We start from the raw sequence: 15,180 nt of genomic DNA on the forward strand, positions 1-15,180 counted from the left end.
ATCGTGCCCGCCATCCACGCGGCGCGGGTGTCGAGCAACCGGCGGGCCGACACGATCTGACCCTGACCAGCCAACAAGGCGGCATCAGGCAGAGCCTCATAGTCCGCACCCGAAGAGCCCAACAGGGCCACAGCCTCGGCCGCCTGCCTGAGGTCTTCCGCGAGGTTCATCATGTTCCAATTTTAGCCCATGACGCACGTACAGTCGAGAGTTTGTCACTTTTTGTGCAAGTATTTTCGAACGCGAATTCGAGACAATCCCTCGACCGGACTATGCCGCGCGGGTCTGCCGCGGCATCCGCAGCGCGTAGGCGGAGGTCACGAAGAACAGCAGGGCGCCGACGCCGAAGGCCACCGGATAGGAGACGCTGTCGACGAGAAACCCGGCGGCGAGCGGTCCGACGATGGCACCCAGATCGGAGAACATCGAGAAGACCGACACGGGACGTCCGCCGCCGGCCCCGGCCGCATCACCGACGGACGCGGCCGGAGCGGTGCCCATGAACGCCGAGGCCACGCCGTAGAGGCAGAGAAGTGCGGTGAGCACGATGATGTTCGGCGCGAACGGGACCGCGAGGATCGTGAGGCCGGCGACCAGGAACGCCCCGATGATGGCCGGGCGGCGGCCAACGGTGTCGACGAACCGCGCAGCCGGCGCGAGCGCGACCGTCTGGGCGACGGCCGCGACGGCGAAAGCGATGCCGGTCCAGGCGGTCGGGCCCCGCAGCACCTCGACGATCAACACGGGGATCAGCGCGTTGCGCACGCCGAACGAGTTCCAACCGGTGGCGAAGTTGGCGATGCACGCCGCGCGGAACCGGGTGTCCCGCAGCACCGTTCGGAACGGGATGCGTTCGGGCGGCGGGCCGGACGCGGGGACGACCCCGCCCCGCACCGGGCGCAGAAGCACCAGCCCGAGAATGCCGGCAACGCCAAGCGTGCCGGCATAGAAGAAGAAGGGCGCGGTGAGCGAGATCGTTGCGAGGAGTCCGCCGAGTGCGGGGCCGGCCATCCCGCCGAGCAGGAACCCGCCCTGATAGAACCCGATGGCCCTGGCCCGGAATCCCGGCGCCGTGGAGCCGAGCAGAAGGGTCATGGCTGCCACCGTGAACATGGCCGAACCGACGCCGCCGGCACCGCGCAGGAGCAGCAGCTGCGGATAGTTCTGGGCCACGCCCACCAGCCCACTGGAGACGGCGACGATCCCGATACCGGAGGCCAGGATCATCCGCTCGCCAGCCCAGTCGATCAGGCGCCCGGTGAACGGGCTGGACACGAAGCGCATCAGCGCGAAGGCGGAGACGACGGCACCGATTTCCAGGTAGCCAACCCCGAAGCTGCGCACATAGACGGGCAGCACCGGCACCACGACACCGAAGCCCACCATCACGAAGAACGCGATCACGCCGAGCACGTAGACCTCTCGGGACAGCCGCGGTCGGCTCACGCCGGGGGTCTCGCCGCCTCGGCGGATTCGCACGAATCGCATTACCTCAGGGTAAGCCTTGGCCCGGAGTCCGCCCGCCCCGCGCTCACCCCTGTGCACCTAACGACTTCGACGGAGATTTTGCCCACAACGACCCGAAAACAGCTCGAAACACGCTTCTGGTCGAAAATCTCCGTCGATTTGGTTCACGGGCAGGCACACCGGACGAGCGGCCCAGCGGGCAGGGGCACCCTCGTCGAGCCGACGACGCGAGGGTGACGGATGCCGCGCATCCGTCGCCCTCTGCCGCCGTTCCGAACCCGCCGGCTGCTAGTTCTCCACCGCCACGACCGTCGAGAAGCCGCTGTCGCCGTAGCGCACCAGCCCGAGGTAATCCGAGGCCGCGGCCAGGCCGCTCCACGAGGCCGTGTAGGTCGCCTCGACGCCCTGCACTCCCGGCAGAGGGTTCGGGGCAACGGTGAACGCCCCAGCGCCGGTACCCGGCGCGACCGTGAAAGTGGTCAGGTCGTACCGGTCGGTGCCGCTGAAGACCAACACGATGATCTGGTAGTACCCGGCCGTCGGGTTCAGCAGGTCGACGTGCTCGTCCGCCGCAGCCGTGGCCGACTGCCAGCCTTCGAGCGGCGTGCCGCCCTTGCCGCTCAGCCGGTTGACCAGGAGGTCCAGGTCGGCGGCGTCGGCCAGCGAATCGAGGTCGTCACGCTGATGTCGACGGATCCGGCCACACCGGTTACGTCGGCGGCGACCGGCGCCTCGAGCGTGGCGGGCTTGACCGCCACCGGGCTGTGCACGACCGTCGCTCCGCTGGTCCACTCGAGCGAGCCGGTCGCGAACGTGTCGACGGGCGCATCCGTTCGGGCGAATGTCGCCGTATAGGACTGCGTCTCCCCCGCCGCACCGAAGGTCAGCGTGGAAGGCTCGACGGCCACGTCGATGCCGGCGAGGCCCGACACCGAGGCGTCGAAGGAGCCTGCCTGCGTCGATGTCACCGTGCGGGTGATCGTCTCCGGCCGAGTGAGCGAGCCGATGCCGATCGAGGCCAGGTTGAGGTTCGACGGGTCGACCGAGGCCACACCCCCGTCGCCCTCCCAGGTGTAGCCGGCGCCCTTGATGTAGGACCTCCAGTCGCTCTCCCCGTTCAGGTAGACGAGTCCCGGCGTGAAGAACGTCGTCGGATCGACCGGGCCGGCACCCTGAACGAACGGGTCGGTCACGGCAATGCCGGACGCGGTGACCGTGTCGTAGGCGGTGGTCATGAAGGCCGACTTCACTTCGGCCGGGGTGTCCGCAGGCTTCTCGCCCAGGTAGAGGGCGGCGAGCCCTGCGACGTGCGGCGACGACATCGACGTTCCGGACAGGAACTGGTACGTGCCTGGCGCGCCCGCGGCGTTGGCGCCGCCGGCCAGAATCGCGACCCCGGGTGCCGAGACGTCCGGCTTGATGATGTCACTGCCGTCGGCCAGGACCGGTCCGCGCGAGGAGAAACCGGCGACCTGCGGGGCGGGCGGGGTGGTGCCGAGCGCGTTGCCCGGCGTGAGGGTCACGGTCGCCCGCTTCACCTCGGCGGACTTGGCGACCCGGTCGTAGACGCCGCGCTGGCAGAACACGATAGCGCCGGCCACCTTGGCCGGGTCGAGCGAGTCCGGCCCGCAGAGCAGCGGGTCCGTGCCGCGTCGGGCGGCGACGAGGTCACCGCGCACCAGCGCACCGGTCACGCCGGCCGCAGGGACCGTGATCGAGCCGCCGGCATATGCCGGACCGCTGCCGAGGGTGGCGGTGGCCTCGTAGCTCGGGATCGTGCTGGCCGCCACGGTCGTGATCCACGGCGACGCGTTGTCCAGCGTGGACGCTTCGGGTCCGGAGTTGCCGGCCGAGGCCGCCACGAAGATGCCGGCCGAGGCCGCACCCAGGAAGGCGACGTCGGTGGCGGAGACCGTGGTCTGCGCCGCACCGCCGCCGATCGAGAAGTTGATCACGTCGACACCGTCGGCCGTGGCCTGGTCGATCGCCGACAGGAGGTCGCTGGTGGCGCATCCGTCGTCGTCCTGGCTGACCGGGTCGGGGCCGGACCAGCAGACCTTGTACGCGGCGATCTTCGCCGCGGGCGCGACCCCCGCGATGGTGCCGAAGTCGATGCCGCCGACCGACGCGGCGACGGCGTGGTTGCCGGCCGCGGTGCCACCGGTGTGTGAGCCGTGGCCGTCACCGTCGCGCGGCGAGAGGTACTCGCCGCCGCTCTCGGCGCCGATCCGGGAAGCGTGACCCGACCCTACCGGCGAACGGCACGGACTCAGCGGCTCAGCACCTCGGCGACTCAGCGGCTCAGCAGCTCAGCAGCTCAGGGCGCCGGCTGGAGCCGGCGTGCGGGCCGCGACCCGGGCCTGCACGGCGGCATCCCGGCGGCCGCCGATTGCCCGCAACGCGTTCAGGATCGTGGCCAGGTCGACGAATTCCTGCAGGAGCGCCCCCGCGGTGGCGGGGATGAAGCCGAACGCGGCCAGGAGCATCAGGCCGAGGCTCATCACGATTCCAAGCCAGATGCTCTGCAGCGCGATCCGGATGGTGTCCTGTCCGATCGCGACCGCGCGGGCGGCGCGGGTCAGATCGTCGATCAGGATGACGACGTCGGCCGACTCGCTGGCGGCCGTGGCTCCGCGGGCTCCCAAGGCAATGCCGACGTCGGCGACGGCCAGTACGGGCGCGTCGTTCACCCCGTCGCCGACCATGATCACCGGGCGGCGGGCCAGGGCGCGCACCGCATTGACCTTGCCGGCGGGCAGGCAGTCCGCCTGCACCTGCGAGATTCCCACCAGCGCGGCGATGTGCTCGGCGGCCGGCTGGGCATCCCCGGTGAGCATGACCGTGTCCCGCAGTCCGAGGGCCCGGAAGTCGGCCAGTGTCTGCGGTGCGTTCTCCCGCAGTCTGTCGCTGGCGACGATGCTGCCGGCAAAGCGGCCGTCGACGGCGATGTAGATGGCCAGCTCGCCGCCCTCGAGGGGGGCGGCCGCGGCATCCGTCGCCTGCTCCCTGATGAACGACAGCTTGCCGACCGTGACCTCGTGGGAACCCAGCCGGGCCACCACCCCGTGCGCGGGAACCTCGTTCGCGGTCTCCGTACCGGTCAGCTCGAGCCGGCGGGCGCGGGCCTCCGCGATGACGGATGCCGCGAGCACGTGCGACGAGTACTGCTCCGCCGATGCGGCGAGCGCGAGCAGCTCGTCCTCGTCGAAGCCGGGTTCGGGAAGCACCCGGGCGATGGTCGGTGTGCCGTGGGTGAGGGTTCCGGTCTTGTCGAAGACGACGGTCCTGGCGCGGGAGAGCATCTCGAGCACACCGCCACCCTTGACGATGATGCCGTTGCGGGCGGCACGACTCATGCCACCCATGAAAGCGACCGGCGCGGAGATCAGCAGCGGGCAGGGGGTGGCGACCACCAGAACCTCGGCGAAACGGGCCGGGTCACCGCTGAGGAGCCAGGCCAGGGCAGCGATCGAGAGCGACACCGCCGTGAACGGCACGGCGTAGCGGTCGGCCAGGCGAACCACCGGCGCCTTGCTGGCCGCGGCCTCCTCGACCAGCGCGATGATCTGCTGGTACTGGCTGTTCGCGGCAGTCGCGGTGGCCCGGATGGTGGCGGCGGCCTGACCGTTGATTGACCCGCTGAGCACGGCGTCCCCGTTCTCGCGCTCCACCGGGAGGCTTTCCCCGGTGAGCGACGACTCATCGAAGGCAGCGCTGACGGAGACGAGTTCACCGTCGACGGGAACGATCTCGGCCGGGCGCACGAGGAGCAGGTCACCCGGCCGCACCTCGGTGGCGGGCACGTCCTCGACCTCACCGTTACCGTTGCCGGAGCCGGAACCGGTACCGGTTACGGCAATGGCAATGGCAATGGCGCCTGCAGCGGCGCCGGTGTCTGCAGCGGCACCGGTGTCGTCGCTCGGACCGGCACCGTTCGCGGCGACGAGCCGGTGCGCGATCTGCGGGGCCCGCCGGAGCAGGGCGTCGAGTTCGCGCTTGGCGCGGTTCACGGCGAAGTCCTCCAGGGCAGCGCCCCCGGTGAGCATCAATACGATGATGAGGGTGGCGACGTATTCGCCCACCAGGACCGTGGCGACGATGGCCATGATCGCGAGCACGTCGATACCGAGGGTGCCGTGTCGCAGCCGTCGCACCATGCCGATCGTTTCGTAACCGGCGACCAGCAGGCCGAATCCGCTGAACAGCCAGCGCACGGCATCCGTGTGACCGAACGAGACGAGTACCGCGCCGATGAGCCCGATCAGCACGGTCGTGGTGACGAGCGGGTAACGGCGCACGGCGGCAACCAGAGACGACATGGTCATATTCTTGCCTCGCTGGCCGGGCTCCGCCAGCAAGGAAAGCCTCCCCTCAGCGCCCAGAAAAACCCCGGCAACGCGCACAAAAAAGGCGGCACCCTCACCCGAAGGTGAGGCTGCCGCCCCTCTCTGCGGGTTACGCCAGGCGAGCCTGCAGGTTCTCCGCGATGGCCGCGAGGAACTCCTCGGTCGTCTGGAAGGCCTGCTCCGGGCCCACGAGCAGCGCAAGGTCCTTGGTCATCTTGCCGCTCTCGACGGTCGTGATGACCACGTCTTCGAGCGTGTTCGCGAACGCGGCGAGGTCCGGGTTGCCGTCGAGCTTGGCGCGGTGCGCGAGGCCGCGCGTCCACGCGTAGATCGAGGCGATCGGGTTGGTCGAAGTGGGCTTGCCCTGCTGGTGCTGACGGTAGTGGCGCGTCACCGTGCCGTGCGCCGCCTCGGCCTCGACGACCTTGCCGTCGGGCGTGGAGAGCACGCTGGTCATCAGGCCCAGCGAGCCGAAGCCCTGCGCGACGGTGTCGGACTGCACGTCGCCGTCGTAGTTCTTGCAGGCCCAGACGTAGCCACCCTCCCACTTCATGGCCGAAGCGACCATGTCATCGATGAGGCGGTGCTCGTAGGTGAGGCCGGCCGCGTCGTAGCGGGCCTTGAACTCGGCGTCGAAGATCTCCTGGAAGATGTCCTTGAAACGACCGTCGTACGCCTTGAGGATCGTGTTCTTGGTCGACAGGTAGACCGGGTACTTGCGCTCGAGGCCGTAGTTCAGCGAGGCGCGGGCAAAGTCGCGAATGGAGTTGTCGAGGTTGTACATTCCCATGGCGACACCGCTGCCGGGGGCCTGGAAGACCTCGAACTCCTGCGGAGCCGAGCCGTCCTTCGGGGTGAAGGTCATGCTAAGCGTGCCCTCGCCCTCGAAACGGAAGTTGGTAGCCTTGTACTGGTCGCCGAACGCGTGCCGGCCGATGATGATCGGCTTGTTCCAGCCCGGCACCAGGCGCGGGATGTTCGAGATGATGATGGGCTCGCGGAAGATGGTGCCGCCGAGGATGTTGCGGATGGTGCCGTTGGGCGACGCCCACATCTTCTTCAGGCCGAATTCCTCGACGCGCGCCTCGTCGGGCGTGATGGTCGCGCACTTGACGCCGACGCCGTGCTTCTGGATGGCGCGGGCCGAGTCGATGGTGATCTGGTCGTCCGTCTCGTCACGCTTCTGGATCGACAGGTCGTAATATTCGAGGTCGATGTCGAGATACGGGTGGATCAAGGTCTCCTTGATCGCGTGCCAGATGATGCGGGTCATCTCGTCCCCGTCGAGTTCGACGACAGTGCCTTCAACCTTGATCTTCGCCAATGGAAATCTCCTCAGAATATCGGGGGGCAAGAATAGCCACGTCGATTCTAGTGGAGGGTCGCAACTATCTTGACATCGAGACAGTTTCCGGATGTCCCGAATTGCAGCCGCCCGCACGCCGTGTCGTCCGAAAGCCCGACTACCCCACCGGCTCCGGTGCACGTTAGCCTGTTCGCATGGGTGAACTACGACTGGAAGAACTGTCCGCGCGAAACATTGTCGCGGCGAACGGCCTGAGCCTGAAGCCGGGGCAGGAGCAGTTCATCGCCCCCGTGTCCTATGCGGTTGCGGCATCCGTCATCAACCCGGCCACCGCCTGGCAGCGCGTCGTCGTGCTCGATGGAGACGTCGTCGGTTTCATCCACGGCAACTTCGACCCGGACTCACCGCACGAGGAATTCCGCGCCTGCATCTGGCGCATCAACGTGGACGCGGAGGCCCAGGGCCAGGGCGTCGGCAAGTTCGCCGCCGATGCCCTGGCCGACGAGGCCCGCAAGCGCGGCTTCGACCACGTCACGGTGATCTGGGAGCCCGGCGAGGAGGGCCCGGAGTCGTTCTTCCACCACCTCGGCTTCAGCGACATCGGCCAGACCGTCTACGGCGAGACCATCGGCGCACTGCAGCTCTGACTGGGATCCGATGACGGATGCCGCCCGCGAACCAGCGTTCGTCACGCACGTTCTCGGCATCGTGGAGTCGATCCCGCCCGGGCGGGTGATGACCTACGGCGACGTCGCGGCCGTGCTCGGCTCGCGCGGCGCCCGCCTGGTCGGGCAGATCATGGCGCGTCACGGCGCCGACCTGCCGTGGTGGCGGGTGATCCGGGCCGGCGGACACCCGCCGATCGGGCACGAGGAGCGCGCCCTCCCCCGCTACCGGGCGGAGGGCACACCGCTGAAGACTGGGCCGCACGGCTACCGCGTCGACTACACGGCGGCGCGCTGGAGTCCCGCCTGACGCTCTCCGGCTGGGTTGCCCGGAAACCCTAGGTTCCGGGCTGTTCCGGGTGCTAGCGTTTTTCCATGGACAGCGAAAACTCAGCCGCACAGACCTCCCTCGATCCCCTCATCACCGACCCGGGCGCCTACCGAGTACTGCTCGAGAACGACCGCGTTCGCGTGCTCGAGTTCCTCGACGCTCCCGGCGACGCGACCAAGCCCCACGCGCATCCCGACAGCGTCATGATCACGCTCAACGCCTACGCCCGGCGCCTGTCGTCGGAGGGCCGCGAGGTCGACGTCGAGCTGCCGGCCGGCGAGACCCGGTGGCTGCCGGCCCAGGAACACGCCGGCCTGAACATCGGCAGCACGCCGTCGCACGCAATCTTCGTCGAGCTCAAGCAGGCTCCCGTGACCCCCCGGGATCCCAGCGAGCACCCGCTCGGGCCGGTGGCCTCCAACCGCCCCCTGTCGGGCACGCCGCTCTCCGACGCCTCCAGCGACGAGGAGAAGGCCTGGGGGTTCGCCTAACCGCTCACGGTTCCCCCGCCCGGCATCGCCCGGCATCCGTCGCCCGCACCCGCGGGGTCCAGGTGCCGGGCTTTTCCGTTCCGGCGCGGCCGGACATCCGTCGTCGCCGAGGCGCACCCTGCGCCGCGAGCCCTGCGCCGCGTGACGCGGATGCGACCCGCGGCTACACCAGCGAGTCGCGCCAGGCGGCGTGCAGCTGCGCGAACCGTCCGGTGCCGGCGATCAGTTGGTCGGGCGTGCCGTCCTCCACGACGCGCCCATGCTCCATCACGAGCACCCGGTCGGCGATCGCCACGGTCGACAGGCGGTGCGCGATGATGACGGCGGTGCGCCCCCCGAGCAGGGTCTGCAGGGCCTGCTGCACCAGGCGTTCGCTCGGGATATCCAGGCTCGAGGTGGCTTCGTCGAGGATCAGCACCGCGGGGTCGGCCAGGAACGCCCGTGCGAACGAGATCAGCTGCCGCTGCCCGGCGGAAACGCGCCCGCCGCGCTTGTTCACGTCGGTGTCGTACCCGTTCGGCAGCCCCGCGATGAAGTCGTGCGCACCCACCGCCTTCGCCGCCGCCACGATCTCGGCGGGCGTCGCCTCCGGTTTGCCGATCGAGATGTTGTCGGCGACCGAGCCGCTGAACAGGTACGCCTCCTGGGTGACCATCACGATCGCCCGGCGCAGGTCCTTGGGGTGCAGGTCGCGCAGGTCGACGCCGTCGAGGGTCACCTGGCCCGTCGAGGGGTCGTAGAAGCGCGCCATCAGCTTGGCCAGGGTGGACTTGCCGGCTCCGGTCGAGCCGACCAGGGCGATGGTCTGCCCGGCCGGAATGGCCAGATCGAACCGCGGCAGAATGACCCGGTCGGCCTGATACTCGAACTGCACGCCCTCGAACGAGACCGCCCCCTGCGACGACCAGAGGTCCACCGGCGTCACCGGGTCCGGCACCCCCGGGTGTTCCTCGAGCACCCCGGAGATCTTCTCCAGCGCCGCGGCGGCCGACTGGTAGGAGTTGTAGAACATCGCCATCTCCTCCATCGGGTCGAAGAACCGGCGGGTGTAGAGCAGCGCAGCGAGCAGCGCGCCGATAGCGAGCTGGCCGTCGACGACGCGGAACCCGCCGACCAGCAGCACGACCGCGACGGCCACGTTGCCGATCAGGACGAGACCCGGGTCGAAGATGCCGAACAGCTGGATGACCCGCGAGTTGACCTTCCGGTAGTCCTCGACCAGTTCGCCGAACACCTTCTCGTTGCGCTTCTCCGCCCGGAAGGCCTTGACCGCACGGATGCCGGTCATGGTCTCCACGAACTGCACGATCAGGCTCGCCGACGCCGTTCTCGACCGGCGGAAGAGTGTCTGCGAGCGCACCTGGAACCAGCGGGTGAGCAGGGCCAGCGGCACGATCGAGGCCAACAGCACGAGCCCGCTCGTGCCGTCGAGCAGGAACAGGGCGATCGCGGTGAACACCATGTAGAGCAGCCCCTGCACGAGCTGGTTGATGCCGGAGTCCAGCAGCTCCCGAATGGCGTCGAGGTCGCTGGTCTGCCGCGAGATGATGCGACCCGAGGTGTACGACTCGTGGAATTCGAGGCTGAGCCGCTGGGTGTGCAGGAAGACCCGCTTGCGCAGGTCGATCAGCACCGCCTGGCTGATCCGGGCGGACATGATCGTGTACCAGGCGATCAGGATGGCACCGACGACGCCGGTGGCCAGGTACACCACCCCGGTCGCGGCCAGCGGCACCCAGTCCTGTTCCATCAGCGCGGGGAGACCCTGGTCGATCCCGTAGGCGATCAGGGCCGGGCCGGCCACCTGCGCGGCCGTGGAGACGACCACGATCAGCATCGCGGCGACGACCGGGAGGCGCACCGGGTGCAGCAGCGACCCGAGCAGGCGCAGCGAACGGCGCCGGATCTGCTTGCTCTCCACGGCGCTGAAATTGCTGCGGTCTTCCCCCTCGACACCGGTGACGCTCATCGCGCCACCTCCTCTCGTGCGGACTCTCGTCGTTCTTCGTCTTCCAGGCTCGAGATCACGAACTTGTAGTGTTCGCTCTCGCGGAGCAGGTCGGAGTGGCGCCCGACCGCGGTGACGCGCCCGTTCTCGAGCAGCGCAACCCGGTCGGCCAACATCACGGTCGACGGCCGGTGCGCCACGATCAGCGCCGTGGTCGCGGAGAGCACCTCGCGCAGGGCGGCCTCGACGAGGGACTCGGTGTCCACGTCGAGGGCCGACAGCGGGTCGTCGAGCACCAGCACGGCCGGCTTGGCCGCCACCGCACGCGCCAGCGCGATCCGCTGCCGCTGGCCACCGGAGAGGCTCATCCCCTCCTCGCCGACGAGCGTGTCGACACCCTCCGGGAGGTCGTGGGCGAAGCCGGCCTGGGCGACCATCAGCGCTTCCTCGAGTGCGGCATCCGCTTCGGGTGAGCGCTCGGCCCACTCGGGGCGGCCGAGCAGCACGTTGTCGCGCACGGATGCCGAGAACAGCGTCGCATCCTCGAAGGCCATCGACAGGTGCCGGCGCAGCTCCTCGCGGCCGAGGTGGCGCACGTCGACACCGTCCAGGGTCACCTGCCCTGCAGTCACGTCGTAGAGGCGGGTGGTCAGCGCCGTCAGGGTGGACTTGCCGGAGCCGGTCAGGCCGACCAGCGCCATGGTCTCCCCCGGTTCGAGCACGAGGTCCACGCCGTCGAGCAGGTCCGGGAAGCGGCTGGGCGAGTCGGGGTAGCGGAAGTGCACGTCCTCAAACGCCAGCCGGCCGCGGGGCGAGTCGATGGTGACCGGATGCTCGGGGTCGGTGATCGCGTTCGGCGCGTCGAGCACGTCGAAGAACCGGTCGGTCGCCGTGCGGGCGTCGAAGGTCATCGAGAGCAGGAACCCGACCGACTCGATCGGCCAGCGCAGCACGGTGGCCGTCGCGAAGAAGGCCACGAGCCCACCCACGCTGAACTCGCCCTGGCTGGCCAACCAGACGCCGGCCACGAGGCAGAGGGCGAAGGCCACGTCCGGGATCATCAGCAGCCACAGCCAGATGCCGGCGATGGCGCGCGCCTTTTCGATCTCGGTGCCGCGCAGGCTCTCGGCCTGGTCGGCGAAGTTCTTCAACGCGAATTTGCCGCGCCCGAAGGCCTTGAGCACTCGGATGCCGTGCACCGACTCCTCGACCGCCGTCGCAAGGTCGCCGGCCTGATCCTGGCTGCGCCGCGCGACGACGGAGTACTTCTCCTCGAACAGGTAGCCGACGATCCACAGCGGAACGGAGCAGACGAGGAAGATGAGGCCGAGGATCCAGTTCATCGACACCAGGATGACGGCGCCGATCACGATGGTCACCACGTTGACGATGAGCAGCACCAGCCCGAACGAGATCCACCGGCGAATCAGGTTGAGGTCGCTGACGGCGCGGGAGAGCAGCTGGCCGCTCGGCCACTTGTCGTGGAACGTGACCGGGAGGTCCTGCAGCCGGGCGTAGAGCGCGTTGCGCATCCGGGCCTCGATGTGGGTGCCGGGGCCGAGCACGAACCAGCGACGCAGCGCGATCAGCACCGCCTCGATCACGCCGAGAGCGAGCACGACGATCACGGCCGGCCAGATCTGCTCGGCGTCCTGCCGGGTCAGCGCCCCGTCGACGAGGCGTTGGAGCACCTGCGGGATGGCGAGCGCGACGAGCGCCGCCAGCAGGGCGGCGAGCATGCCGAGCGCGAGCCGCGGCAGGGCCGGCCGGGCGAACGGGTAGAGGCGCAGCAGCACCTGGAGTGTGTTCCGCCGAGGTGCGGGAACCAGGTCGGTTCCCGCGGCGGGGTCGGGATCGGGCGGATGGCTGTGGTCGCTGAGCGTGGACACGAGTGAGTCCTGAACAGTCTGTTTCCGGGCAACGGCGCCACGGGGCGCCGGGAAGCCGATAACGAACGAGTCGGTCGGCGGGGTGGAAGCTCTCGCTTCCGGTGGGCAGCGGTGCTGCCGGCCTGCGGTCGGCGGGGCGCTGGTTTCAACGGCCAGGCGTCAGGCGCGAGGCGGGGCGAGTGTGCGCGGGAAGGACGCTAGGCGGAACGCCTGAACGGAATGGCTGCGCCAAGGCGGGCGCCGTCGTTCGCAGGCTTTGCGATCGGGTGCGGTGCTGTCTTGGTCATGTCGGCCTCCTGAGCGCGTCGTGTCTGAGCTGTGCCCCCCCTGTTCAGGCAGCCTTTCAGGATACGGCTCCGGAGCCGTGGGCGCAACCGCAAAATTGCGGACATAACACCCTCGCCGCGCAATCAAGGGTGTTTTGTCCGCATCTCGCGGGGGTGGTGGGGGTGTCAGCGCACCCGCACGCTCAGGCAGGTGACGCAGCCCTCGAGCTTCTCGAACTCGGAGATGTCGACGGTGATCACCTGGTAGCCGAGACCCGCGAACAGCGCGGCCGAGCGCGGCGCCGCGCTCGACATCAGCACGGTCCCGGGGTCGAGCACGACGACCGCGGTACCCTCCGGCTCGGGCACCGGCAGGAAGCGCGGGAACACGCTGGGGTCGTCGATCAGCGGCCGGTAGCCGATCACGGTGCCGTCGGGCAGGGCCGTGACGGCGGTCTTGAGGTGCAGCACCTTCGTGATCGGCACGGCGACGACCGTGTAACCGCGGGGTTCGAGGATGGCGCGCAACTGACGGATGCCCTCCGCGTTCGTGCGGAGACTCCGGCCCACGTAGACCGTGCGGCCGACCTTGAGCACATCGCCGCCGTCGAGGGTTCCCGGCAGTTCGAGGCGGTACACGGTGAGGCCCAGGGCCCGCACGGCGGCCTCGGCGGCCTCGGTCTCGCCGCGGCGGCTGAGGGCGCCGGGCTTGGCCACGACGGCCAGGTCGCCGAAGAGGATGACGGCGTCCTCGATGAAGACGGAGTCGGGCAGGTCGGGGGCCGGCTCGACTTCGACCGTGTCCCACCCCGCGGCGGCCAGCGCCGCCACATAGCCCAGCCACTGCTCGTCGGCGCGCGCCAGGTCGATCGGGCTGCGCTCGATATGCGTCAACTGTCCCTCGGCCAGGTTCCGAGCCGGTCGGCGCACCAGCGCGCGCCGCCCCGCGGCATCGGATGCCGGCGCGGAAACGGATGCGGCGGGCAAGGTCTCGGAGTCGGCAGTTTCCATCCCGCCAGTGTAGGGCTCTCCCCCGATCGCCCTCCTGTTGCCGTTCCGGACGAGAGTGTCCATTCCGCCGGTCACTCTCGACCGGAATCGGCACTCTCACGGGCACCGGGATCTGTCGGTCGGCTCGGCGCAGCACGCGCGCGCCGTGACCATCGGCCGGTCAGCGCTCCTCGGCCGACCCCTTCTGCACGGGGATGGTCGCGGTGAACTCGGCCGCCCGCGCCTTGGCGTTCTCGTCGCCGGAGAACAGCCCGATGGGCGCGGTGACGGGGTGCGCCGGCTCGGTGCGGGCGGGCGCCTTCGAGCGCGCGGACTCCCGTCGCAGCTCCATCCGGCCCACCGGCAGCGCCTCCGGGTTATGGGTGTTGAGCCAGTCGATCAGGTTTTCACGCACGAGGCAGCGGAGGTCGAACAGGGTGGGAGCGTCGGCGGCGGAGACCAGCACGCGCACGCGCACGAAGCCGCCCACGGCATCCGTCACCTGGAGCACGACCACGCGTTCGTCCCAGAGCTCGGTCTGTGCGACGATGCGGTCGAGTTCCACGCGCATGCCGGCCGGGTCGACACGCCAGTCGAGGTCGAATTCGACCGCGCCGAGCAGTTCGCTGTTGTGGCGGGTCCAGTTCTGGAACGGGTTGGTCGTGAAGTAGGTCGACGGCAGCACCATGCGCCGGTCGTCCCAGATGTGTACGACCACATAGGTGAGGGTGATCTCCTCGATCTTGCCCCACTCGGTCTCGACGATGACGACGTCGTCGACGCGCAGGGCGTTGTTGAAGGCCAGTTGGATGCCGGCGAACACGTTCGCGAGCGTGGACTGCGCGGCCAGGCCGGCCACGACGCTGAGCAGGCCGGCGGAGGCGAACAGGCTCGCACCCAGGGTCGCCGCGCCGGGGATGCTGAGCAGCACGGCGCCGATCGCGCAGATGATGATCACCACGACGCCGATGCGGCGCAGCATCCGCAGCTGGGTACGCACGCGCCGGGCAACTCGGTTGTCGCGCACATCGATGCGGTAGCGGGCGGCGGCGACCTCCTCGAAGAAGTAGAGCAGCGCACAGACCAGCCAGGTGGCCACGCCGATGAAGAGGGCCCGGAAGATGAAGTCGACCAGGCGCTCGATCTCCTCGGACGTCTGCAGGAACAGCGTGTTCACCGTCCAAATCGCGCCCACGAGCAGCGTCAGCCGGAACGGCACCCTGACCAGGCCGACGAGCGTGCGGGCCCAGGCCTCCTTACGGCCGACCACCCGGAAGACCAGGGCGATGATCGCCGTGACGGCCACGGCGGCCACGACCGCGACCGCAAGGGCGATCAGGTAGTCGGTCTGGATGAATCCCTCGAAATCGGGCACGGCGCTCCTTCTGGCCGGGACGGTTCTGGCGAAGCCACGGACCCTTCAATCGTGCCAGAGTCCGTGGCGAATTCAGGAGAAAACGGATGCCGCATGGCTACCGCCC

General features: G+C 69.3%; 12 protein-coding genes. 3 read left to right on the forward strand and 9 right to left on the reverse strand.

Annotation, left to right across the window (positions count from 1 at the left end; translation table 11 throughout):
* Window positions 1-270: 270 nt before the first annotated feature.
* The 5 genes from E3O67_RS05910 to E3O67_RS05925 all read right to left on the reverse strand — a co-directional run bounded on the left by E3O67_RS05910 (window position 271) and on the right by E3O67_RS05925 (window position 7,137).
* Window positions 271-1,488 carry an MFS transporter gene (locus tag E3O67_RS05910; protein ID WP_134428210.1) on the reverse strand — a complete coding sequence of 406 codons (1,218 nt, stop codon included), beginning with the start codon at window positions 1,486-1,488 and terminating at the stop codon, window positions 271-273.
* Window positions 1,489-1,755: 267 nt separating this feature from the next.
* Complete coding sequence (locus E3O67_RS17345; RefSeq protein WP_241982011.1) at window positions 1,756-1,983, reverse strand: hypothetical protein; 228 nt, start codon at window positions 1,981-1,983, stop codon at window positions 1,756-1,758.
* A 104-nt stretch (window positions 1,984-2,087) separates the two neighbouring features.
* Window positions 2,088-3,764, reverse strand: a complete 1,677-nt coding sequence (locus E3O67_RS05915) for a S8 family serine peptidase (RefSeq protein WP_370260213.1) — start codon at window positions 3,762-3,764, stop codon at window positions 2,088-2,090.
* A gap of 12 nt (window positions 3,765-3,776) precedes the next feature.
* Window positions 3,777-5,786, reverse strand: a complete 2,010-nt coding sequence (locus tag E3O67_RS05920; protein WP_135102226.1) for a heavy metal translocating P-type ATPase — start codon at window positions 5,784-5,786, stop codon at window positions 3,777-3,779.
* A gap of 136 nt (window positions 5,787-5,922) precedes the next feature.
* A complete protein-coding gene (locus E3O67_RS05925; protein WP_135102227.1) occupies window positions 5,923-7,137 on the reverse strand; it encodes an NADP-dependent isocitrate dehydrogenase in 1,215 nt (404 codons plus the stop codon).
* 176 nt (window positions 7,138-7,313) lie between these two features.
* Between E3O67_RS05925 and E3O67_RS05930 the strand changes: the two genes are divergently transcribed.
* From E3O67_RS05930 to E3O67_RS05940, 3 genes are all read left to right on the forward strand, one after another.
* Complete coding sequence (locus E3O67_RS05930) at window positions 7,314-7,766, forward strand: N-acetyltransferase (protein ID WP_134428204.1); 453 nt, start codon at window positions 7,314-7,316, stop codon at window positions 7,764-7,766.
* Window positions 7,767-7,776: 10 nt separating this feature from the next.
* A complete protein-coding gene (locus tag E3O67_RS05935) occupies window positions 7,777-8,094 on the forward strand; it encodes an MGMT family protein (RefSeq protein ID WP_134428202.1) in 318 nt (105 codons plus the stop codon).
* Between the two features lie 65 nt (window positions 8,095-8,159).
* The gene (locus tag E3O67_RS05940; RefSeq protein WP_198417150.1) at window positions 8,160-8,606 is read left to right on the forward strand and encodes a cupin domain-containing protein; all 447 of its coding nucleotides are present in this window, start codon (window positions 8,160-8,162) and stop codon (window positions 8,604-8,606) included.
* A 163-nt stretch (window positions 8,607-8,769) separates the two neighbouring features.
* Here E3O67_RS05940 and E3O67_RS05945 read toward each other — a convergent pair whose 3' ends face one another.
* The 4 genes from E3O67_RS05945 to E3O67_RS05960 form a co-directional block, all read right to left on the reverse strand.
* Window positions 8,770-10,575, reverse strand: a complete 1,806-nt coding sequence (locus tag E3O67_RS05945) for an ABC transporter ATP-binding protein (RefSeq protein WP_135102228.1) — start codon at window positions 10,573-10,575, stop codon at window positions 8,770-8,772.
* Window positions 10,572-12,293, reverse strand: coding sequence for an ABC transporter ATP-binding protein (locus tag E3O67_RS05950; RefSeq protein WP_134428378.1), 1,722 nt, complete (start codon window positions 12,291-12,293; stop codon window positions 10,572-10,574). The genes E3O67_RS05945 and E3O67_RS05950 overlap by 4 nt, the downstream gene beginning before the upstream one ends.
* Window positions 12,294-12,895: 602 nt before the next feature.
* Entirely contained in the window at window positions 12,896-13,720 is an 825-nt protein-coding gene (gene ddaH, locus E3O67_RS05955; protein WP_174776802.1) for a dimethylargininase, read from the reverse strand.
* Between the two features lie 160 nt (window positions 13,721-13,880).
* Window positions 13,881-15,074: a mechanosensitive ion channel family protein gene (locus E3O67_RS05960; protein ID WP_241982013.1), complete on the reverse strand. Its 1,194-nt coding sequence runs from the start codon at window positions 15,072-15,074 to the stop codon at window positions 13,881-13,883.
* Between the last annotated feature and the right edge of the window lie 106 nt (window positions 15,075-15,180).

This window comes from Cryobacterium sp. TMT3-29-2, assembly GCF_004564305.1.
Classification (GTDB): Bacteria; Actinomycetota; Actinomycetes; order Actinomycetales; family Microbacteriaceae; genus Cryobacterium; species Cryobacterium sinapicolor.

Bases quoted from the DNA above. Each gene is read 5' to 3' on its own strand.
- E3O67_RS05910 (WP_134428210.1), bottom strand. From the start codon at position 1,488: ATGCGATTCGTGCGAATCCGCCGAGGCGGCGAGACCCCCGGCGTGAGC.
- E3O67_RS05920 (WP_135102226.1), bottom strand. From the start codon at position 5,786: ATGTCGTCTCTGGTTGCCGCCGTGCGCCGTTACCCGCTCGTCACCACG.
- E3O67_RS05930 (WP_134428204.1), top strand. From the start codon at position 7,314: ATGGGTGAACTACGACTGGAAGAACTGTCCGCGCGAAACATTGTCGCG.
- E3O67_RS05935 (WP_134428202.1), top strand. From the start codon at position 7,777: ATGACGGATGCCGCCCGCGAACCAGCGTTCGTCACGCACGTTCTCGGC.
- E3O67_RS05940 (WP_198417150.1), top strand. From the start codon at position 8,160: ATGGACAGCGAAAACTCAGCCGCACAGACCTCCCTCGATCCCCTCATC.
- E3O67_RS05945 (WP_135102228.1), bottom strand. From the start codon at position 10,575: ATGAGCGTCACCGGTGTCGAGGGGGAAGACCGCAGCAATTTCAGCGCC.
- E3O67_RS05950 (WP_134428378.1), bottom strand. From the start codon at position 12,293: ATGCTCGCCGCCCTGCTGGCGGCGCTCGTCGCGCTCGCCATCCCGCAG.
- ddaH (WP_174776802.1), bottom strand. From the start codon at position 13,720: ATGGAAACTGCCGACTCCGAGACCTTGCCCGCCGCATCCGTTTCCGCG.